The sequence below is a fragment of the Microcoleus sp. AR_TQ3_B6 genome (assembly GCF_036702785.1).
Taxonomy (GTDB): Bacteria; Cyanobacteriota; Cyanobacteriia; order Cyanobacteriales; family Microcoleaceae; genus Microcoleus.
Map to the genome: position 1 here is coordinate 19645 of NZ_JAUBVJ010000025.1, position 21959 is coordinate 41603.

Annotated in this window: 15 protein-coding genes and 1 pseudogene; 7 read left to right on the forward strand and 9 right to left on the reverse strand. The window is 45.9% G+C overall.

Going from position 1 to position 21959, the window contains the following annotated elements; translation table 11 throughout:
* Positions 1-50 precede the first annotated feature (50 nt).
* The 3 genes from QUB56_RS14440 to QUB56_RS14450 all read right to left on the reverse strand — a co-directional run bounded on the left by QUB56_RS14440 (position 51) and on the right by QUB56_RS14450 (position 7265).
* Positions 51-1523, reverse strand: coding sequence for a bifunctional UDP-sugar hydrolase/5'-nucleotidase (locus QUB56_RS14440; RefSeq protein ID WP_332955974.1), 1473 nt, complete (start codon positions 1521-1523; stop codon positions 51-53).
* A gap of 174 nt (positions 1524-1697) precedes the next feature.
* Positions 1698-2285, reverse strand: a complete 588-nt coding sequence (locus QUB56_RS14445; protein ID WP_332955975.1) for an EF-hand domain-containing protein — start codon at positions 2283-2285, stop codon at positions 1698-1700.
* A gap of 117 nt (positions 2286-2402) precedes the next feature.
* Positions 2403-7265, reverse strand: a complete 4863-nt coding sequence (locus QUB56_RS14450) for an nSTAND1 domain-containing NTPase (RefSeq protein ID WP_332955977.1) — start codon at positions 7263-7265, stop codon at positions 2403-2405.
* 979 nt (positions 7266-8244) lie between these two features.
* Between QUB56_RS14450 and QUB56_RS37225 the strand changes: the two are divergent.
* Positions 8245-8397, forward strand: a pseudogene (locus tag QUB56_RS37225) (DesA/ISL3 alpha bundle tail domain-containing protein); the annotation flags it as partial.
* A gap of 423 nt (positions 8398-8820) precedes the next feature.
* On the opposite strand, the gene QUB56_RS14455 reads toward QUB56_RS37225, so the two are convergent.
* The 5 genes from QUB56_RS14455 to QUB56_RS14475 all read right to left on the reverse strand — a co-directional run bounded on the left by QUB56_RS14455 (position 8821) and on the right by QUB56_RS14475 (position 14909).
* Positions 8821-10308, reverse strand: coding sequence for a hypothetical protein (locus tag QUB56_RS14455; protein ID WP_332955978.1), 1488 nt, complete (start codon positions 10306-10308; stop codon positions 8821-8823).
* A 580-nt stretch (positions 10309-10888) separates the two neighbouring features.
* On the reverse strand, positions 10889-11119 hold the full coding sequence (locus tag QUB56_RS14460) for a hypothetical protein (protein WP_332955980.1): 231 nt from the start codon (positions 11117-11119) through the stop codon (positions 10889-10891).
* Positions 11120-11404: 285 nt separating this feature from the next.
* A complete protein-coding gene (locus QUB56_RS14465) occupies positions 11405-11581 on the reverse strand; it encodes a hypothetical protein (protein WP_332955981.1) in 177 nt (58 codons plus the stop codon).
* A 211-nt stretch (positions 11582-11792) separates the two neighbouring features.
* On the reverse strand, positions 11793-14543 hold the full coding sequence (locus tag QUB56_RS14470; protein WP_332955983.1) for a diguanylate cyclase: 2751 nt from the start codon (positions 14541-14543) through the stop codon (positions 11793-11795).
* Between the two features lie 219 nt (positions 14544-14762).
* Complete coding sequence (locus QUB56_RS14475; RefSeq protein ID WP_332955985.1) at positions 14763-14909, reverse strand: hypothetical protein; 147 nt, start codon at positions 14907-14909, stop codon at positions 14763-14765.
* A 243-nt stretch (positions 14910-15152) separates the two neighbouring features.
* Between QUB56_RS14475 and QUB56_RS14480 the strand changes: the two genes are divergently transcribed.
* The 6 genes from QUB56_RS14480 to QUB56_RS14505 all read left to right on the forward strand — a co-directional run bounded on the left by QUB56_RS14480 (position 15153) and on the right by QUB56_RS14505 (position 21461).
* A complete protein-coding gene (locus tag QUB56_RS14480; protein WP_332955986.1) occupies positions 15153-15836 on the forward strand; it encodes a class I SAM-dependent methyltransferase in 684 nt (227 codons plus the stop codon).
* 325 nt (positions 15837-16161) lie between these two features.
* On the forward strand, positions 16162-16707 hold the full coding sequence (locus QUB56_RS14485) for an RNA 2'-phosphotransferase (protein WP_332955987.1): 546 nt from the start codon (positions 16162-16164) through the stop codon (positions 16705-16707).
* A gap of 71 nt (positions 16708-16778) precedes the next feature.
* Entirely contained in the window at positions 16779-17987 is a 1209-nt protein-coding gene (locus QUB56_RS14490; protein ID WP_332955988.1) for an AAA family ATPase, read from the forward strand.
* A 95-nt stretch (positions 17988-18082) separates the two neighbouring features.
* Positions 18083-18205 carry a hypothetical protein gene (locus QUB56_RS14495; RefSeq protein WP_332955989.1) on the forward strand — a complete coding sequence of 41 codons (123 nt, stop codon included), beginning with the start codon at positions 18083-18085 and terminating at the stop codon, positions 18203-18205.
* A gap of 373 nt (positions 18206-18578) precedes the next feature.
* Entirely contained in the window at positions 18579-20789 is a 2211-nt protein-coding gene (locus QUB56_RS14500) for a PAS domain S-box protein (RefSeq protein WP_332955990.1), read from the forward strand.
* A gap of 378 nt (positions 20790-21167) precedes the next feature.
* Complete coding sequence (locus QUB56_RS14505; protein ID WP_332955992.1) at positions 21168-21461, forward strand: TIGR03792 family protein; 294 nt, start codon at positions 21168-21170, stop codon at positions 21459-21461.
* 129 nt (positions 21462-21590) lie between these two features.
* Here QUB56_RS14505 and QUB56_RS14510 read toward each other — a convergent pair whose 3' ends face one another.
* Positions 21591-21833, reverse strand: a complete 243-nt coding sequence (locus tag QUB56_RS14510; RefSeq protein ID WP_332955993.1) for a hypothetical protein — start codon at positions 21831-21833, stop codon at positions 21591-21593.
* Positions 21834-21959: the final 126 nt, after the last annotated feature.

A 21959-nucleotide genomic window follows, 5' to 3' on the forward strand; every position in this document is an offset into this window, starting at 1 on the left:
TTAGATGCACAGCAGCTTAAAACCTGCTGTGGCAAGTGTTTAAAAAGTCTCTACTTGTAGACCAATCTTCCTTCGATATGGCTGTCAAGATTTTGATGATGACTCAAGTATTCTTCAATGACATCCTGGCAAGATGTTGTGATTACCTTTGGGGTTCCTAATTCTTGATGTGTTATACCTAAATTCGACTCGGAATTGTGGTAACGATAGCCATCCATACAGATTGTGTATTGATTATCGTCTTGTATGGATTGTCCATTAATGCTTAAAGATTCCAGCCTGTGCAGGACATCACTGTAAACTGCCTTAATACCCTTGTTTACCTGAAAATACAGACTTTGACCAGCTATTCTGTTTTCCGGTCTCATGATATGTGTAAATATCTTGACCAGATGTACCCCAGTAACTCTAAATTTATAAAGAGTATCATCGTAAGGGAAAACAGTTTTCAGATCGTTCAATGTAACTAGAGGCCCTAATTCCTTTCCCCGGATTGCACCACTGGAAACAAAAACTACATCTAAGTTATCTAATTGGGCAAAAATATCGGCGAATAAGTTACCCAATTCCGTTTCTTCTTCACGCCTAGGATGGGTCAATTTATGGGCTAATCGTCCAATCAGTCGATTGTACTTACGATCTACGCCTTCTTTAAAGGTGGCGATCAGCTTTTCGATTTCTGGATCTGGGCTGGCGAGATTATTATCTACAGGTAAGAGCTGCCACTTCCATTCAACAATGCTATTAGTATCGTCATCCACTACAATATCGAAACGTCCAATTTGGTCTGTGCCAACTCCGGCTTGTGCGATCAGAATATTGTTAACTTCGGCAGGTTGTTCTAAAAACGTATGGGAGTGTCCCCCAATTATCATGTCCACACCCCATTCTGGGTCTAGCAACGCTGCTAGTTTTTTATCCTCTTCAAAACCGATGTGTGTCATGAGGACTGTCAGGTCAATGTCCTCATTTTTGTATGCGTTGCAAATTTTACCAACTTCTGAGGCGGCATCTTCAAGACTGATGAATGTACCAATACTTTGATCGCGTTTTAATGTCCTAAGAGCTTCCTCAGTAACAATCCCGATGAACATAATATCAAATCCATCTACATTGAGGATGATATATGGCTGCATCAAGCGTTTGTTATACTTTTTGATATACAAGTTGGCATTCACGATCGGAAAATTTGCCATCTTTTCTAAGAATAGTAAGTGAGGCAAGCCATAATCTAATTCGTGGTTGCCCAAAGTCACTACGTCAGGAGCTAGGTAATTCATGATTTCTATGGTTGAAAGACCTTTATGTTCCGAATCAATCGTAGAGCCTTGAAGCATATCACCAGAAATGACAAAAAGCACGTTTTTCTCCTCCTGGCGCACTTTATTGATGTATCCTGAAAGTAGCGACATTCCACCAATCACATGACCTTCTGCGAGGCCCGTAGCTTCTGCCAGAAAGTCTCCATGCATATCATTGGAATGTAAGATCGTGAAACTTTTAAACCGTTCTGTGAGCGTCATAGTCTTTTACCTCTGAAGAGAAGAGAATTGTTTAGCAATGTTGGTTGAAGTCAGCATCAGCACTTCAATAAACCGATTCCAGGTTAATGACTGGCTTCCTGTTTGCTCTTGTAAGAATGTGATTTCATCCTCAGATAGAGGTGGCTCTCTCAAACTGCGTAGTGCCGTATTCAACTAATGCAGACTGATAATATCATCTGCATCGACATCAATGGGTAAAAAATATGTGACAAATTCTGTATATCTCGACATTAACTGTTGATGGCGCAACATCAATTCGCCAAATTCCTCAAAGTCGATCGCACTACTGCCATTTCTATCCATGCAGTTGAACAGATAGGTAAGTTCACCCTCCGAGAGGACTTTTCCTGCCTGATGCAAGTGAGTGGCAAAGTCCTGGGTTGAAAGAAACCGACTGCGATCGCGATCGATTGCATCGAAGATGTAGCGCAAATCGCCTTTAATCGCAGGATTTGCCTGCTCAAACAAGATATTGCGTTGCTGCCCCTGAAGTGCGGCTCTAAGTTGTTGCCGGAAGCTAGCAATAGTTTCCTTGGCTAAACGGAACCGCTGTCGATGTTCCTCTGGACTCGCTACTGTATGCAGAACCACAGGTACAAGGGAAGGCAGCGATCGCACCTGAGCGAAGGGCTGCCGGGAGTTTTCCCGCGCAGCTTTCAGGTTGTTAGGGAGCGATCTGGGGCAGAGGACTTGTGTCCTCGTTTCGCTCTGACCAAGAATTTCAAAGGTGGTACCCGCCACGTGATTTATCCGTGGAATCAATCCAAAATCTCAAATCGAAAATCCTCAAGAAAGAGCATTTATCCGTGGGGTCAATCTAAAATCTAAAATCTCAAATCGAAAATCGATTGACGCTCCCTACTTTTTTGGTGAACTACTCGGAGTGCTAATATTCTTACAAATATCGGGATCGCTCTCACTGCCCTTGGTCTGGGGGTTATTCAGATAGTCGCGCAACCAATCACAGTTCATTGCTACGAGTTCATCCAGTTCTTGTTTAATCTGATACAGGCGAACATTGGTATCCGATCTATTGATAGCCAGTGTCTTGCCATCCGGACCGATCGCCACGTTTGCGACATAGCCTTGATGTCCCGGGAATGCGGCTAACGGCTGACTTTTGCGATCTTTGATGCTCCACAGACGGGCAGTGCCGTCTCTTCCACCAGTAACTAGACGTTCATCATTTTGGCTGAACGCTACGCTATATACTGCGCTTTTATGGTCCGCCAGTTTTTTGTTCAAGGGCTCACCTTGATTGTTCCACAATCGGATGATGCCGTCTTTTCCACCAGTGATTAGGCGCTGACTATCGTGGCTGAACACCATGGTATAAACCTCTTTTGCGTTCAGTGGGCGCAACTGCTTATCTGTGGTGTTCCCTAGCCAGATGCTGTTATCATCTCCAATAACAGCCAAGAGCTGATTATCGGGGCTGATCTGCACGCTATAGACCGAGCCTTGATGTTTGGGAAGTTGTTTATTCAACGGCTTGCCTTTCTTGTCCCACAACCGGATGGTGCCGTCTTTTCCACCCGTGACTAGGCGCTGACTATCGGGGCTGAACGCCATGCTAGAAAAGTCTTTTGCCTGTAGTTTGCCCAACTGCCGATCGGTCGTGTTCCCCAGCCAGATGCTGTTATCCTTTCCAATAACAGTCAAAAGCTGACCGTCGGGGCTGAACGCCACCTCATCGATCTCCGCTTTTTTTTCTTGATTTCCTTGGAGTTTGATTTGCCGCTCCTTGCCTTTGGTGTCGATGGGCCAGACGCTGCCATCCTTTTTGCTAACTCTCAAAAGCTGATTGTGCTGGTTGAATGCTATTGCATCGACTGGTCGATCGGTCGGGGTTACCTTCAACTGCCCCCGATCGGAGATGGCCCACAGACGCATGGTTCTATCATCAGTAGTGACCAAAAGCTGACGATCCCGGCTGAACGCCAGGCTGCTGAGACTGTCTTGTCCTTGGAGTTTATGCAACGTTCGGCCTTTGATGTCCCGCAACCAGATCGTGCCGTTTGCTTCCCTGAAGGCCAGGAGCTGGCTATCTGGACTGAATTTCACGCTATCAAAGTCGTAGCGCCATAATGGATCGATTTGTGGGAGCCACTTCCTAGTTTTGGTGTCCCAGAGGGCAAAAGTGTTCCTGTTTTCCAATTTGACGGCTAATATCTGGCTGTTCGGGCCGATCTGCACGCTCGCAACCTTAGTTTTCTCCGGAGGGTTGTACAGGAGTGTGTCCGGCTTTTTGGTTTTTGTATTCTCCAAATAGAAAGTGTTGTCATCTCGAATGATGACCGAGAACTGGCCATTTGGGCTAAACAGTGCCTCCTTTTCCCCGGCTCGATTAGGCTCCCGGGAAATTTTAAAGTCCTTGGTTTTGGTATCCCACAGGTAGGCAACGCCTTCGGAGCTAGAGGCGCTCAGGAGCTGGCTATCTGCGCTGAACGTCGCTTTCGAGAAAATCTTACCCTCGCTCCGCGGGAGTTTCTTGAGGTTATTGGTTTTTTTTGTATCCGACAGGTAAATTCCGTTTTTATAATCAATGAGGGCCAGCTTCTGTCCATCGGGGCTGAGCTGTACGGACAAATAGCCTGAAGTGGATTTCTCCTTAGGCTTTTCTCTAGAAGTCTCCTTCTGTATATATTCCAACTTCTGGGTTTTGGTATCCCACAAGCCGACGGTGCCTTTATCATCAGCAATAGCCAGCCGACCATCCGGGGTAAACACTATACTCTCGATCGAATATTGATTGGTTTTTAAGCGGTTAATTTCCTGTCCTGCATAAAATGTGCCGATCGACTTACCTAACACTTGATTGCTTAACTCAGCATCTGGCCACCAGCGTTGCCACTTTGAGTCCTTGAGTTCTTTGGCAGCTCGTAAACTGCCTATCCTGGCCTCTATTGGTTGATGAGTGACCAAGCTGGTCTCAGCGGATTGTAGAAGAGCCAGAATTTGGTGAATTTCTGCTTCCCTCCACTTAATTCCAGCAAAAATAGCAAATCCACCCAACATAAAAGCGGCGATCGCAGCCGCCATGAGTTGACGCTTTCTGCGCTGTTCCTCAAGCTGGCGTCGTCGCTCGCGCAACTGAACACAAGCCAAAACATATTCCGCCTCAAGTTGATTGAGTTGCACAAATTTGGGGTGCTTCCACAACACCTCTGCATCTTCTAATCGTCCCCCGTGATGGATAAGATAAGTGTCTTGACCTGGTTGCTCTCGGTGCTGCTGCCAATCCTGAGCTGCCTGATTGATGGTTTCTCGCAATAGCAAGTCACTGCGGTTCTGATTCAACCAATTTTGTAAGGTCGGCCAGTAGCGGATTAAAGCTTCATGGGCGACTTCCACCTCTTCCTTCCCCGTAGCTTCGTTGCGACTGGTAACTACAAGCCGCACCCCTTCCCCTGCCAACTGCTGCACCAACTTCCTTGTCACTGCTAGATCGTCGCCTGTTGGGACCAAATCCTCTAACTCCACTCGCCGGCGCGTGTCCCGCCGCTTCTCTCCATGTATGGCACTGGCATCCAAGCGGGTTAAGCGCAAGAAGATATTCTGGAGTTGTTCTTGCTCGGGGGCTGACAAGCTATTGTAGAAATCATCGGCAGTCTTAGCTATTGCTTTTTGGACTCCACCGATCGCTTGGTACTCCTCATTGCACAGCCACCGCCCCCGCCGCCGCTTCCACAGTTCCTGCAAAGCATATTGCAACAGCGGCATCGCCCCAGGCTCCCCCTGCACATCATTGAGAATCGCGTGGCTCAAGCCAGCTTCAAAGCGCAGTCCCCCCCTGTCTGCTTGCATCTTCATTGCTGTAATCAGTTCTGCAGGTTCCATCGGCCCAACCAATTTTTGTCGGGTTTCAATCCGCTTTCTCAGTTCGGGGTAAAAGGTACACTCTCCCAAAAAGTCGGCGCGCATTGTAATTACGACTTTCCGCCGAGAGGCAAAGTTTAATAACTTTTCAATGAATTCGACGCGATCGGCTTTATCTTCACAGAGAGTGAATACTTCTTCAAATTGGTCTACCACCAATATTGAATGCTGCTCTGATACTTTCAATAATCTTTCTAATCGTCTTTTTAGTTGCCGAGCTGGCTCCTTTCCAGGCGTCATGTACGCCCACTGAAGGCTTAGCTGCTCCTCTTTGAGCTTAGGAATCAGCCCTGCTAGTACCACCGATGACTTGCCGCTGCCCGAAGTGCCGATTACGGCTAAGAAATTGTCCTTCGCCAGTTCATTTTGTAAATCTCTAATCAGTTCATCACGCCCAAAGAAGAACTTGTGGTATTTTTTCTCAGCGAAGGAAGATAGTCCAGGAAACGGACACTCAGCCTTGTATTGTGGTGGTTGCTTACCCAAGGCTGCTAAAGCGTCGAAACTGATTTCGATTACTTGTTCGCAGAGGTTGTTGAGTTCTGCTATTGCCTGATAACGATCTTCGCGGGCCGTGCGCGAGTCGGCTCCCCGTGTATTTTTCAGCGTCTTTACCTGGGTTTCAAACCTCTGCTTGAGTACGGAGGCATGAGGTGCCCGCTCTTGGAGGAGCTGTCGCAGCTTTTCAATACCATACTCGATTTCCTCGTCGGTTAAATCCCGATTGTCGAGGCGATCGCTAAATAAGGGACGCCCTCCCAAGCGGCTGAACAAAGCCGGGACAGCAATATCATGCCGCTTGGACAGTCCGGCTGTTGCCTCTTGTAGCGCCGTATCTACCTCTCCTGACTCTCTGAGTCGTCGATAAAAGCTCTGTCCTAGAGCCAAGCCTGTCTCTACGCTCACCTTGCGAGTCATCGCTATGACAGCGGGCATCCCCAGATTTCTGACCAATCTTTGACCTAATCCACCTAATCCTGCTTCGGCTCTGGGATCGGCACTTTCGCAAGTACACAGAAAGGTAAAGTGAGGTAAGCTCCTCTGATGATTGCCGATGTTCTTCAGTTCACTGAGCAAGTCTTCCCCAGTCACTGGCAGAACTTCGTTGTCGGCTTTTGCCCAATACAGAACAGTTTCTCCGTTATCCAGCAGCTTGCCGTGGGCGACAAAATGCAGCAAGGTGTATGGTTTCTTAGCGTTAGTCAGTTGCTTGGACAGTTCTTGTAGCGTTGGCGGTCCGATCGCACCGGCGACATTATTTGCCAAAATTTCGTAAGGAATTTCACCAAGCGCTTCTTTGACTCCAGATAAGACAGCTTCAACGTCAAAAGGTGCTAATTGAAACTTACCGATATTAGAGGGACTCGCTACCAGCACCAGTGCCCGCAAGTCACGTCGTCCAATGGGGGGAAAGCGGCGATCGATAATGGTGGGAATGTACAGGGAAAAGGGAACGCGCTGGTTGCGGGCTAAAAGATGCCACTCCCCGTCGGCATCAATCGGAGCACACAGCCTTTCCCAATGCAAGGTTTTGAGGGAGTCATTGTCAGCCGCTTCGATCGAGAGCAAAATTCGTAATAGCGAGTCCTGACTGCTCTTGGATAGGACACGAACAAAGGTGTCGTACACAGCCCCCCGAAACAATGCTTTGCCTAGTAAAGTGCCGTATTCCCTCTCGTTTTCTTGCTTTTGAGTGAGTTTGTTCAAGTCCTCCTGACTTAGCTGGAGAATCTCTTTTGAATGGATGGTTAGCCCATCTGGTTGCTTACACCTGACAACAATGGGCCAGCTACTATCGCCTGATTTGCTCTGAATGGTAATCTCGAACTCAAAGGCGTTCATGCGTCATGTCCTCTCATTATTTCTCGCTCTCTATAGTGTCAGCTCGCAAATAATCTGTTGTGCCTTTTAACTGTGATACAATTATTACCCGTATTTTTTTATTGTCGCTCCCATTTAATAATTAACCTTCCTTCATTTTAAAGTTTATGCCATAAAAATTATAGCTCTTCAATAATTGATTTAAACAGTCGCTCGGCCATATATTCTTTCGCCGCCTACCCTACCCATTCAATTAATTTATAGTGCTCGGCTCTTTTTTGGGAAAAATTCTAAATGAAGATTGGGCATTTCTGTTTCACTTTTATCCAGGCACTCTTTTTTTAGTAAAACTAGCACGCTCGAGAATAATCACAATTTTGGGTTTTTTCTCAGGAAAACCAGATGTTTGATTGCTAGCTTCTACCCTTCTCAAATTATCAGTTTATTAAAATATTAGGAGTTTATAAAAAAATAATTTATTTACATTATCTGATAAAACAAATCTTTTCTTGTCTGAATATCTTAGTGTTACCATTAGGTTAACTCTTCTTTTCCTTCGATCTATTCTGACATTTTTCTGGTTACTTTTCTCAGCCAATTCTTTCTGATGATGATTCTTAAACTCAATCCGCTCTCGTCCCAAAACCCTAGCTGTAAAAGTTCAGCACTTGATTTTTATGTTATTAAGTATTCTTATATATACCAATCCTAAATGATTCAGATACATCTGTAGGGGTAGTGCCTTTCTTTGCCTACCCCCTATCTATCGGGCAACCACGGGGGGATTGCCCCTACAATAATTATGCAAATGATGCGAGGATTGCTATAGCAATCCTCGCATCAGTTTCAATAACTGGTTAACTTCCAGGCTCTTCCTGGGAACCCATATCCAGAGGCTCTGCCTCGGCGCAGACTGTGGAGGCTCTTCCTCCGGATCGGCGTTACCAGGCTCTTCCTGGTAACGAGTAGAATCATTTAGGATTGCTATAGAGGCAGGAAATATTTATTATTGACTAATAGGAGCAACCTAAATCCCGGGCAAATTCAAAGGTTGGCAGCGACCTTAAAAAAATCAGAATGCTTGAGAATTGTGTATGAGATGAAGGAAGAGTTTCGAGAAATATATGAGACTAATAAGCTGCTGCGCATCTAAATTGAATAGAGAGACGGGCAGGATGGCATCCCACAAAAATTGTAGAAAAATTTACTGTCAAATTAGATGCACAGCAGCTTATGGCTGTCAATATGGCGCACAAAAAGTTCAATAATTAACTGACTTTGCAGAGATTTTTTAAATAAGCTGCTCTGACAATTATTAATCATTTTGATGGAATTTGTAACTACTTTCTTGCTCGCAAAACCAGAGTTATGGAAAAAATTAACAATCGAATTAAGTTGATTAGGCGACGATGATATGGCTTTTATAATGCAAGATAACTTTCGATATTGCCTATTAGCTTGATTTTCAAGTTAGGTTAGGTAAAAATTTTACCGTCAGTTCCAGAGAGAGTGTAAAATTAACAAAAACAAACTAAATAATCGAAAATAAATTCCCTTGATACAAAGGAGTTTAACATCACTTTAATCCAGGCAAACCCCCCCCCTGCGCTACCTTGGTAACAGCATCTCTGGTAGCCTCTGCTCCAAAACCCCAAGCCATCAGTGCAAAATAATCCTTCCAAGGATTATCTCCAAAAGTAGGTTTATCAAGATAAAGTTGACTAAAACCTGCTCCGGCTAAAAACACGATCGCAATTATATAGCTACTCACAGTAAAAACTTTCAAACGTAGATTCGCACTCGAGGCTTGCTCTTCCCAACTCAATAAGCGAGCAGAGGGTGGCGGTCCCAGTAAGCTTATGATTTTATCCCGGAATTCGACTCCTTTGGCGATCGCCCCCGTCACGTTTACTCCGAAATCGACTTCTGTCGGATCTAGCATATCTTCTTGCTGCGAAAGCAGTTCTGTAATTTCCGCGATCGCCCCTTCTACCTCAGCCCCCAAATTGGCATCTTTTGCCAAATCACCAGGCTGTAAACTTCCCATCCGCTGTTCTAAATTCTGTACTTTAGGCTGCCAAGATTTCGCCTCTTTTACTGACAACTGAGCGTTCAAGCTAATCAGTTGTTTCATCTTAGCTTCGAGTGGAATGTAAGAATTCACTTGTTCAGCTATTTCTTGGAGGCGATCGCGCAATTTCACAGGACTTTCTAAATCAGGAGCATCTCTTAGTGCATCTTCCAAGCTGCGAACCACCGCCTGCACAAAAGGAAGGCGGTCATCCATATCTTGTAATCGCTGCTTTATTTCTTCATAATAATCTAATTGTGCCAACCAATCACCACGACCTTTTAGCCATCTATTGATAACTAATTCTGCTTGCTTAACCGCATTTTGAGCTTCATCCCAGAGTTCTCCTTGAAGCGCCATTTTTACATCAATTAACTGTGAATCCACCCTCGATTGAAATACCTTAAACTTTGACAAATCGGCATCATCTTGCGTTTGAACGCGAAGCTGACTTACTCGCACTAAAATTTCATCGCGCGGCCTCCCTTGAGCGCGGTAAAGTGAAACACTTACCCCTAACCCTGCACCAATTAATAGTATGAATAAGGGTAAAAACCAATGCTCCTTAACTTTTACAGTTACAGGGATAGCCCACTCCCCATCTTTGTAACTTAGTCTCAATTTACCATTAAATTCACCACTATTAACTTTCCGAAGATCGAATTTTACCTGAGATATTATTGCATTTGGTTGGGTTAAATTCCCTAAAGATTTTTCTAAACTAATTGCTTGAGCTGACAAAACAGCGCCTCCGTCATCGCTATTCAAATCCAATGGAATTAACTCTAATTGAGTAACGGGTGTCGCAGTTCGTAGAAATATATTACGAGTGACAACAGTTCCGCGCATCCCCACCACTGTGATTTGAGCTGGCTCGGTTATTACTTCAGTTTGAGCATTAACACTGGGAGCTGCAAATAGTCCTAGTGCTAATAATAACAATCCCAGTGTCGCTAATTTTATACTCAATTTTAGGAGTTTGAAAATTTTCATGAATCTTGATTTAACCTCTTTCTAAATAGCATTAAATTTTGACAATTTTAATTTTCTAACTAATTTATCTCACTCTTCCTAGACCTCCACTAAGTTAATACTTTCATTGTGGTTAATAACTTTAGCATTTTGTGGGACAACTATAGTGAAAGTCACTTCTTTTGCCATGCAATCTTCATTTTATCCCGCCTCGACTGGTATTTTCACGACGAAGGGACTTTCCCTGTATTAAACTGTTGAAGTTACCTGGATATATTTTTGCCTCTTGTGAACCAGCCACCATATCAAGTCTATCTTGTTCTAGCAAAGTTGCATCAAATTATGCTGTGCTGACCATCACCCCTGAAAGGAAAAGAAGGCTGATTACAGGCGATGCTGAGAGGAGTTTTTGAGAGGCGATCGCACCAATTTAAACTACGAGCCTGCAGCCTGCTTTCATCACTCTCACAAATCCCTCAGACCGAGTTACAACCATTACTACTTTGCTCTCACCATAGCTTACCATTTTGGGAATAGATATCACCGCCACTCTAGCTTTATCAAGTCAAAACGACGCATAATAGCTTGTGGTCCATGTTTTTTAAGCTATAATGATATCACGATCGCAGCAAATTAGGCCGATGTTCGTAGTTAACTTTTTGTCGAGAAAAGGATGGTCGGGAAAGACAACGGTTGCTCTCCACTGGGGAGGCGTTCCCTCTAAGTGCGGTTTGAGTGTCGTGTTGGCGGACATGGGTTCCCAGAATTCATCAGCATCTTGGTCTAAAAATAGCGAAGCTGTCACCAGCGGCAAAGTAGCACATAAAACCAATATATAACAATGGTTTCAGCTTTGATTTTCTAAGTCGTTCAAGACCACCTGGTCAATCGATTTTAGATTTTAGATTTTAGATTTTAGATTGACCCCACGGATAAATGCTCTTTCTTGAGGATTTTCGAAAAGGGATTGATTCCACGGATAAATCACGTGGCGGGTACCATCAAGAAATGCTTGGTCAATCAACAGTCGGGCGTTGCTGAATCAGGGTATGAAAATGGATAACTTGAAAATTCAAAAGATTGACTGACTCGCTTGTTTCATTTTTTGCAGGTTGAGTCATTCATACCGTAAATCCGCAACGCCGACTAGCCTTTGGTCTTGGGGTTGATTTAATGTTACTGTCATCATACGACATCCTATAATATCAAATCCGTTAGCATCGGAATAGTAAATTCGAGTTGACGGTTGACGGTTGACTGTTGACGGTTGACTGTTCACGGCGTCAACCGTCAACAGTCAACATCATTCCGGTGTAACCGGAAATGATATAACTCTTCTAGTGCTAGTGGAAAGAATTTAAGTTTTTAGTCAGAACTTTAATTTTTATTAAGTCGGTGTTAAAGACAGAAGTCCTTACTACGAACCTATTTTTGTAAGATATTTAGTTTTTCCTATTCGATCGCAGTGAACTGACAAAAAACTCATAACTAAGGGCTAATAACTATTATCCGTGAAATGTGGCAACCGAAACCCGATCGCGCCCTGATGCTTTCGCCTGATAAAGCGACTCGTCGGCGAGGGCAATGAGCGCCCCGGGTTCCGACTTCGGCGCGGGAATGCAGCAAGCTACACCCAAACTCAGCGTCACGTATTCGCTGACAGCAGACTTAGCGTGAACTATTTGCAAAGCCCGCACCTGTTGTGCGATCATTTGAGCTACGCAAGTGGCACCTTCAATATCCGTATTTGGCAAAACTACTACAAATTCTTCTCCACCGTAACGCGCTACTAAATCGGCAGCTCGCTTTACCGAATGCTGGATAACCGCCGCCACTTGCCGCAAACATTCATCTCCCGCTTGGTGACCGTAAGTGTCGTTGAAAAGTTTGAAATAATCGATGTCGCACATAATCAAAGACAGGGGTGCTTCTTCCCTCGCCAAACGTCGCCATTCCGTATCGAGGTATTGATTAAAAGAGTGGCGGTTCCTTACCTCAGTCAAACTGTCGTAAGTTGCCAAATACTGCAAGGCTCGATTCACACTTTCTAACTGCTGTTTCTGCTGCTGCAACTGACGGTTGAGAAGCGCCAACTGCTGTTCGGCTGAGTGCGACCGCAACAAATTTCTCACTCTCGCGAGCAATTCCCTCTCGTCAAAAGGCTTTGAAATATAATCGTCAGCACCCGCATCCAAACTTTCGATCCGAGCTTCCATCCCCGATCGCGCTGTCAAAAAGATTACCGGAGTCGAACTCAATTCTGGCGTACTCCGAATCTCCTTGAGCAAATCCAGTCCGTTTTGTCTGGGCATAACTTGGTCGCTCACAATCAAATTTGGTCGCAAAGTTTTGGCTTTTTCTAAACCTTCAACCCCGTCACTCGCGACGGCAACTCGATAGTACGGAGTTAATAAAGTTTGGAGGTAAGCCAACAGAAAATTGTTATCTTCTACTAGCAGCAACAGCGGTAATTCTCTGCTGTCAGTTGTTAATTGTTCCCGATTATTTTTATCGTCAAAACTGTTATCTTCCGGCAGCGAGGCCCCTGGTGCGATCGCCCGGATATTTCCCGATTCCCACTCTCCGGAGCCGAATCCAGTCAGTCCAGCCAATTGGGCGATCGCGCTCACCAACTGAGTCGCTTCCACCGGCTTCGACAAATGCCTCTGAAACCCCGCCTCCAGCGCTTCGGCCGAATCTTCTTCCTGGATGCCTCCCGTCAGCGCCACGGCCGGCAGCAGTTCCCTGTGCTCGAACCTTTCCATGGCTCTGATGCGGCGGATCAAATCGCAGCCGTCAGCTCCGGAAACCGTCATATCGCTCACCAACACGTCGGGCCGCGACTGTTGCAACTCGGCCATCGCTTCGCCGGCGCTACCCACCGCTATTACCTTGGCTCCAAATGCTTCGAGACCAGTTTTGAGAAATTGCCGGATCTCGACGCTGCTTTCCACTACCAGGACTTGCTTTCCCGCTAGGGGTTTGGAAACGGATCCGGGTCTGCTTTCCATTTGGGCGAGATCCTCGGTGCGATCGTCCTGGGCATTTTCCTTGGCAATCGGTAGCAGCACCCCAAAGGTCGCCCCCATACCGACGCCGGGACTCGAAGCCCAAACACTTCCCCCGTGCAGTTCCACCAAATGCCGCACAATTGAGAGCCCGAGCCCAAGCCGGTGCTGTTCCTTTGTCTGGAAGCTCTCGGCAGGGCGGAAGTAGTCAAAGATGTGGGGCAGAAATTTGGGGTCGATCCCGCAACCGCTGTCGCTGACCCGAATCAAGACGCCCGACGCAGTAGGCTCAGTCCGCACTTGAACTGGGTTTGATGCCGATTCAGGGGTGAATTTGATGGCGTTGGTAAGCAGGTTCCAGACTATTTGCTGCAGGCGTTCTGCATCTGCCAAAATGTAGCTGACGGCAGGGTCAAAATGTGTGTCTACGCGGATGTTTTTGGCCGAAGCGTCGGGGATCAGGGTGGCGATCGCAGACTCTATGATAGACGGGAGGTGAACTCGGCCAATGTTGAGGCACACTTTCCCCCGCAGCAGCCGTGAAAGGTCGAGGAGATTGTCTATTTGCCGGTTTTGTATTTTGGCGTTGCGCTCGATGATTTCCAAAGCGCGGTTGGTGGTGGCTTCGTTGAAATTGCGCGATCGAGCTAGCTGCACCCATCCCAAAATCGCGCTCAGGGGCGATCGCAGTTCGTGGGAGGCGATCGCCAGAAATTCGTCTTTTGCCCGGTTGGCTTCGGCTTGGGCTGCTTCAACGGCTTTGCGATCGGTGATGTCGAATCCGATCGCCAAATACTCACAGGGTTTTCCGTTGCAGTCCAACACCGGAACTACTGCGGAGTACACCCAATAATCACTTCCATTCTTGGCTTTATTCTTAATATCTCCTTGCCAAACTTCACCTTTGGCAACAGTTGACAGCATATTTTTGATTAATTCCGAAGACTTATATTCCGAATGGAGGATGCCAAAGTGGCAGCCGATCAGTTCGGCGCGCGAATAGTTGGACATGGAGCAAACTCGATCGCTGACGTAGTTGATAATTCCTCGCGCGTCAGTCCTCACCGCAAGTACGGATCTGTTGATCGCTCCTTGAAAATCTAAACATTCTTGCAGCGACGAATCTAGTTCTTTTTTCATAGAAATTTTGCCTCGGCGATCGGGCTTATCCTTGCTCCGCTCTTGGATTTCCATTGCTTCTATTTTCCCCTGACGGCTGACACCTAATCTACTCGCATCCTGATTCATTATCACTATTTTCTTTCCCGCGTCGGCGGGTGCAATATTTTGTATCTCTTCATCGTTCCTGAAAAATTGGCAGCACATCCACTCGGGAGTCACCTCAATTTTTATTTATAGTTGGCTAAAATTTGTCAATCTGAGGACAGATTTTCTCCTATCTAGCCGATGATCCGCTGCTAGCTAATACGCTTTTATGTTTTATATTTTATCTTCTACTATGGGGAATTACTGAGAAATGTAGGGTGTGGATCGCACGCCTACAGTTGCATTCTTCTTTTCAACGGGTATCATAACCGTCAACTTTTTTCTCACAATTACTCCTCGGATCTGGCACAAAGTCTCCTCAAGGGCAGGCTTTCGGGTCTGTGGCATTCTGCCTGAGATCCACTCCAGCAGATATATGTCTAGGGCTAGACAGTTCCCCAATCATTGGCGGGTTTGGGCGAATAAAGTCCGTGTCTTGCGATCGTCGGCAACTTCTGTTAAATTATTTTCTTCTACATCTTGACAGGTCTGTATATCTTTTGTATTATAAAATGTATTATAACTTCAAACGAGAGAGCCTCCCAACTCCATTGACGCACTCAACTATTCACAATTTGAGGAAAATAGTCTGTGAATTTAGACGCTGTACGCGAGCAATTTGAACAAAGAGCATTTGAGTATGACGGCTTAATTCCTCGCCTCATTCCGCGGTATCGCGAGCAACACGATGTAATATTGCAGTTAATCCCTTTTGAAACTAATGCTAACATAAAAGTTCTGGATTTAGGCGCGGGAACTGGCATACTGTCGGCAATGATATTGTCAGCATTTCCTCAAGCAAAAGTCCTAGCCTTTGACCTGGCCAAAAATATGCTGAAAACTTGCAAAACTAACTTGTCCGCTTTCCGAGAAAGGCTGACATTGCAGCAAGGGAACTTTGCCGAAGATGATTTCGGCAGCGGTTACGATTTGGTAGTTTCTGGGTTGGCAATCCACCACCTCGACAGCGCAGGTAAAAAACAGCTATTTCACAAACTTTTCCACTCGATGAATCCAGGGGGAATCTTGCTAATTCGAGATATTGTCACAGGTGCTACTCCCCGGCTGACTGAGCAATACGAACAGTTGTGGCGGCAGTACATGAAAGCTAACGCAGAAGATGATGCAGCCTGGTTTCAAAAATATTTAGAAGAAGATATTCCCTCCTCTGTGGAAGAGCAGACAAAGTGGCTTGCAGAAGCTGGTTTTGCAGACGCAGGATGTCACTGGCGCTATCTAAATTTTGCTATTTTTGGCGGAGTTATCCCCAGGTAGAAGGCAAAAGGCAGAATGCAGAGTTTTTGATAATTATCAAAAGATAAAGCTGGTGAAAACTCGCACCCAGAAAACTTTTTTATTCCCGGACGCAGGACCGACTTATGTAGGTTTTTAAATCCGCACCTTACCGCGAAAATTCGCGCGTAAAACCATTTATTTTTGGCGATATGAATAATTTTCAATAAACCCGTAGGGACGGGTTCGCTCAAGCGCTCTCTGGCAGTGCAAACAGATTCAATCAACCCGCCCCCAACCCACGAGATCGCCCGCGAGTGACATTTTGTAAAAGGTGATTTAAAAGCTCAATAAATAAAGTAAAATCATGAAGGATTCTCGATTAATAAAAATCAGCAGATATCTCAGCAGACACCTGCGCCACGCGCCCTCGCGCATCGGCATTGAACTCGCTCCAGGTGGCTGGGTTCCTGTTAGCGAGCTCCTCGATGCGTGCCAAAAAAATAACTTTCCTGTTCAGCTTGCAGAACTCAAAAAAGTAGTCGCGCAAAACGACAAGCAGCGCTTTTCATTCGACTCCACAGGCACTCTAATTCGTGCCAACCAAGGACACAGTGTAGAGGTAGACTTGCAGTTAGAACCCGCTATTCCCCCGAATATTTTATATCACGGCACAGGTAGCACTGCGGTCGAGTCTATTCTCAGTCAAGGAATTAGGAAAATGTCGCGGCATCATGTTCATTTGTCGGTGAATATCCAGACCGCGCGCCAAGTAGGTGCAAGACATGGCATCCCGGCCGTCTTTACTGTAGATGCCGCAGCAATGCACAGCGACGGCCATACATTTTACTGCTCGGATAACAAAGTTTGGCTAGTGGATTTTGTACCACCCAATTATCTCAAAATAAATTGAGAAATTGGCGGTTTTTTTTATGATTTACCCCCAAATGTTTTAAAATTAAGAGCAAGTAGGAGTTTGGCAAAATGAGTGCAGAAGATATGGGCGAGCGTTCTAACAATTTCAATCAAAACCATCCTCAAAATCGAGGGCTGCTCGGCTCGGGATGGCGACCTCTTTACCGTCAATTTGAGTGGGATTACCTGCTACACTTAGCGTCTAGCGACCCCTTAGAACTAGCTCAAAAAACTTTAGGTGCAGCTAGCGACATTGCCGACGCCATGGGACGACACCAATATACGTGGTGGGCCAATATTTTAAATGTATTTTCGGAAAATACTCGCTACGAAATGGATGAGTTTTGGGATTACATTACTCCGCAGCCAGTTTACCCGGATTACCGCTACAAAGACATTTTAGCTACCGAAACCCCGGTGGTACAATTGGTCAGCCGCGCTAGCATTCCCATCGATTACGTTCTCAACAAACTCCAAGAGATTACTGTTTTCAAAGTTCTGGATTTACTGGGAAAACCGGATGCGATTACCCAGTGTTTTATGGAGCGACATTTTTCTTATGCGCCGGAGCGATTTATTAGCTGGGAACGCTTGGAAGTTGTGGGTACTGTTTATGCTTATTGGGCCCGATTAGGGTGCTGGCTGCAAATTGACAGCTACGACAGGGGAAGACGCTGCTACACTCTGATTTCCCAAGATATGGCGCCGCTCGTTAGAAAGGCAACTTACAATTTAGCGGTGATTCTGGGCGGGTACAAAAGCCGCGTCGGACAGGTTCACAGCCAGTTCCCAATTCGGACTTTTTCTGCGGAGGTTCAAAGTTTTACCGATACAGTTCAGCAGGCAATTCTGGATCAAAATCAGTTGGCTGTTTTGGTCAGTGGCGAACCGGGGACTGGCAAAACTGCTTGGACGCAAGCGGTAGCAAAGGAAATTTTAGTGCCGCTGGGTTATGTGATTTTTATCTTAGACCACGATGCTGTGGAAAATTTTGTGCCACCGAGTTATTTAGAGCGGATTTGTATTATTATCAATGAGGCTGATAATTTGGCTCAAGATCGATCGACCGCAGAGGGCCAACGCACTAACAAAACTGAACACATTTTGAGTTTGCTGGATGGCACTTTGTATCAAAGCGTGATTGACGAGAACGGGATTCAATTTGGACAAAAGCTCGTAGTTTTGATGACTTGCAACACTACTGAAAGATTAGATCCTGCAATGTTACGCAAAGGGAGAGTGGATTTTACCAGTGAATTTACGCACAAATTTGTTTGAGCCATCTCTTGAATTCTCAAGCTATCTGCGCGATCGCACGGACTACACGATCTCATACCATGTTGGATTGTTGATTTTCAATTAAAGAAGTGGGAATGACTGAGGAAGCTCAAGGTTTGAATCGCAAGCCTACAGTTGCATTCTTTTTGGAAGTATCAAATACCGAACCATCACCAGGAAATCTTCTGAATGTCAAAGTTTGGAGAAAAATTGCTTGAGTACCTATAGACCATTGGTGTCAATAATCGCCTAAAATCCTTTCTATCTCTCGTGTTTTGCCGAGTTTCGCTCCCCCTCCCCGGCCCCTCAATAGTCGGAGAACAGGACAGAGCACTCGAGTCCCATCCGACTATTGGGGGATCGCCCGGGCGATCTGTGCCTAATCGTCATAACAGCAGTCGGGCACTAGATTTGGTCTTAATTTGACACCAATACCTCTAGACAGATAGACATATAGACATCAAAAATGATATCACTGAGGGGTAACGCCCTCTAAGGGTCTCGTCCGAGAGGAGAAATCAGGGGAACACAGCATTTTTAGTCTCAAACAGAATTTTTTAAACTTGACAGCTATGGAGGAAATCCCAAACCGTGCAAACTAAGCCAGTTCAGCAAAAAAGTCAGGGACTGGGAAGGTACGCCGACGGGACAGTCGCGATCGCCCAACAACCCGCACAAGCAGCCGTGTCCGAGAGTAAAGACCGACTTCGGCGGTTTGTGGAGCGCTCCGCCGAGGCCGTGGCAATAGTAGATTGTGAAATGCGCTATCTGTCGGTTTCTCGTCGCTGGGAAATAAATAGCGGGCTCGGCGACGGCGAGGCGATGGGCCGGTCTCATTGGGAACTGTTCCCGAATCTCCCGGAATATTGGGAGCAAAATGCCCAGGCTTGTTTAGCCGGAGTTTTGGAATACAGCGAGTTTGTGGAAGGGCCATCGATCGCATCTGTGTCAGGACAAATCGCAGGTGGCTATGAGGGCGAGTCGGTAAAATGGATATTTCAGCCTTGGAAAAATAGCGAAGGTGCGATCGGCGGTTTGATCCTGTTTGCCTCTAAGATAGCCTCCGATCTGGCTCAAACAAGTGGCTATAATAAATTTCAGTCCGAGGTTAGAAGCAAGCAGTTAGAAACAATACCGCAACTAACTCAAATTGCCCTCGAAAATGCTGCTGATACAATCTTTTTTACTACCTCCGACGGTCAAATTTGCTACGCCAACAAAGCCGCTTGCCATCTTTTCGGCTACTCGGAATCGGAACTGCTAAACCTGAGGGTTAGCGACATCGATTCGCAGTTACCAGCATCGGATTGGTTCGAGCACTGGGAGCAACTAAAGCAGCAAAGCAACCTCACTTTTGAAACGAGTTACAAAACCAAAGACGGCGCCAGTTTTCCCGTCGAAGTTAAAGTCAATTATTTAGAATACGGCGGCGGCGAATACCGCTGCGCGATCGCGCGCGACATTTCGGCTCGCCAAGTAGCAGAATCAGCGCTGTTAGAGGCGAAAGAGCAACTTCAAGCAGTTTTGGACGCCGTGCCGGGATTAGTTTCTTGGGTAAGTTCCGATTTGCGCTACTTGGGAGTAAACCGACATTTAGCTAGCGCTTACAAAATGCCTGCCGAAGTATTTACCGGTCAAAAAGTAGGTTTTTTAGATACAAGTCCCAAATTTAACGATTTAGTATACGGTTTCTTTGCCAGCAATAAAAAGAAGACATCTCAAGAAGTAACAGCGAGCATCAGAGGAGAAGATAAAACTTATCTAATTGTTGCTCAAAAATACCATAACAATACGGCGGCGGTATTTGTGGGATTGGACATTACAGAAAGCAAACAGTCTCTTGTGGCTTTGCAAGAATCCGAAGAACGCCTGCGGCAGCAAGCGGCTAGATTAGAGCAGACGCTGTTAATTTTGCAGCGAACTCAAACTCAACTGATTCAAACAGAAAAAATGTCATCCCTGGGGCAGTTGGTAGCAGGAATAGCGCACGAAATTAATAATCCAGTTAGTTTTATTTCCGGCAATGTCAGCCACGCCACCGGCTACATTCAAGAACTAATGCGATTGATCGACCTTTACCAAAAGTATTATCCCAATCCAGTGCAGGAAATTGAATATGCGATCGAGGAATTAGACTTAGAATTTATCAGACAAGACTTGCCAAAACTGCTAAATTCAATGAAAGTCGGTTCGGAAAGGATTCGGGATGTCGTGCGATCGCTCCGCTTGTTCTCGCGTACCGACGAAGCCCAAATGAAGCCTGCAGATATCCACGAAGGTTTGGACAGCACTTTGCTGATCTTGCAAAATCGCCTGCAGGCTAAAGGGGGACGGCCGGGAATTTCTCTAGTTAAAGAATATGGGGATTTGCCGCTAGTCCGCTGCTATCCGGGACACTTAAACCAAGTGTTCATGCACTTGTTGACAAATGCGATCGACGCTTTGGAAGAAGGGGGGAGAAATCCGGAAAAAAATGGTAAAATGCAAAATCAGTCTTTGTTGTCTGGGGGCAGCTCGGGCTCTGGAATATTAAATCCCGAAATTCGGATTCGGACCTCCCTGGTAGAGGACAACGAAGTTGCGATCGCCATTAGCGACAATGGCCCTGGGATGACTGAAGAAGTCCTCGGCTGCATCTTTGACCCTTTATTTACCACTAAATCTCCGGAAACGAGCACAGGTTTGGGTTTAGCCATATCCCAGCATTTAGTAGTAGAAAAGCACGGCGGTAAGTTGGAGTGTGTTTCGCGTCCAGGAGAGGGAACTGAGTTGATAATTAAAATTGCGATCGGCAATGATTAATTGACTTCACCCAACGCTGGAGACAAGCTGCCGCCAAAAGTCGCCCACAGCAAAAAAGTTGAGATTTTAGTTGAGCAGCCTTGGAGGCAGAACTTATATATGTAGGGCCCTCTTCGGCGCACCTTACCGCTATAATTCGCGCGTCCAGCTATTGTGTGCGTCCAGGATTGTTTAAGCCCCCAGAGTGTGGCTGTACAATCAATGCTAAAATCTAAAATCTAAAATCGGCTGATTTATATCATGTCCGGTCGATTACCCGACCTCAGGTAGGGGCGGGTTCACCAACAATATCTGCCAATAATTGACTATCTCAAAAACCCGCCCGGCCGGGAGATTATGGTCAATCGATCGGACATGATATTACAGAGGGAAAATAATATGGTAATTGAGTGGCTGAGATTTAAAGTACCTCCGGAAAAGTGGGAGGCGTTTATTCGGCGAGATGAAGAAGTTTGGACTGCCGGACTAAAAAATATTCCCGGTTTTTTGGGGAAAGAAATTTGGGTGGATGCGGTGGAAAATGAGGTGGTGATGTTGATTCGCTGGGAAAGTAGGGAGAAGTGGAAGTCGGTTCCGCAAAGCACAATAGATGAGTTGGATGGCAAAATGGGGGATTTGCAAATTGCGATCGCCGAAAGTCGCGAATATCAAGTTCCCAAGTTTTTGCGTTAGTTAGTCAGCAGTCAGTCGATCGTGTTAATTTTTGAAAGATTCATCATGAGTTTTACGTTGATTGTACCGCAGACATCGATTTGGTATTTGGAGGGCATAACAGAGCGTGGTTGGTCTGGAGGAGAAATATTATTCAAAGGGATTGGGGCTGTAGTCAAATTCGGTTTCGCCGCGTGAGGTTTGGACGGCTTCTAGACATTCTTGGAAGTCGTCGCCTGACCAAGTGCCGATTGTCTTGAGGTGAGCGAGGAAGGATTTAGCAGATGTGATAGAAGGTTTGGTGGAGAGAGATTTCATGAAGGTGAGGGCTTCGGCAAGTCTTCTACTGGGCAAAGCTTCGATTGCTTGGAGGAGTTGTTCTTTGATTGTCATAGGGTGTGCCGGGGTTCTTAACTTATGGCGATCGCTCTTTTATTTTAGGCGATCGGTCATCTGAAAAAACTCATAGCGATCGCTCTTTATGCGCGATCGGGCGATCGCCACTCCTAGAATCATCGC

Excerpts from the sequence above, each read along its gene's own strand:
- QUB56_RS14440 (WP_332955974.1), bottom strand. The coding sequence starts at position 1,523 with ATGACGCTCACAGAACGGTTTAAAAGTTTCACGATCTTACATTCCAAT.
- QUB56_RS14450 (WP_332955977.1), bottom strand. The coding sequence starts at position 7,265 with ATGAACGCCTTTGAGTTCGAGATTACCATTCAGAGCAAATCAGGCGAT.
- QUB56_RS14455 (WP_332955978.1), bottom strand. The coding sequence starts at position 10,308 with ATGAAAATTTTCAAACTCCTAAAATTGAGTATAAAATTAGCGACACTG.
- QUB56_RS14470 (WP_332955983.1), bottom strand. The coding sequence starts at position 14,543 with ATGAATCAGGATGCGAGTAGATTAGGTGTCAGCCGTCAGGGGAAAATA.
- QUB56_RS14475 (WP_332955985.1), bottom strand. The coding sequence starts at position 14,909 with ATGCCACAGACCCGAAAGCCTGCCCTTGAGGAGACTTTGTGCCAGATC.
- QUB56_RS14485 (WP_332955987.1), top strand. The coding sequence starts at position 16,162 with ATGAAGGATTCTCGATTAATAAAAATCAGCAGATATCTCAGCAGACAC.
- QUB56_RS14490 (WP_332955988.1), top strand. The coding sequence starts at position 16,779 with ATGAGTGCAGAAGATATGGGCGAGCGTTCTAACAATTTCAATCAAAAC.
- QUB56_RS14495 (WP_332955989.1), top strand. The coding sequence starts at position 18,083 with ATGACTGAGGAAGCTCAAGGTTTGAATCGCAAGCCTACAGTTGCATTC.
- QUB56_RS14505 (WP_332955992.1), top strand. The coding sequence starts at position 21,168 with ATGGTAATTGAGTGGCTGAGATTTAAAGTACCTCCGGAAAAGTGGGAG.
- QUB56_RS14510 (WP_332955993.1), bottom strand. The coding sequence starts at position 21,833 with ATGACAATCAAAGAACAACTCCTCCAAGCAATCGAAGCTTTGCCCAGT.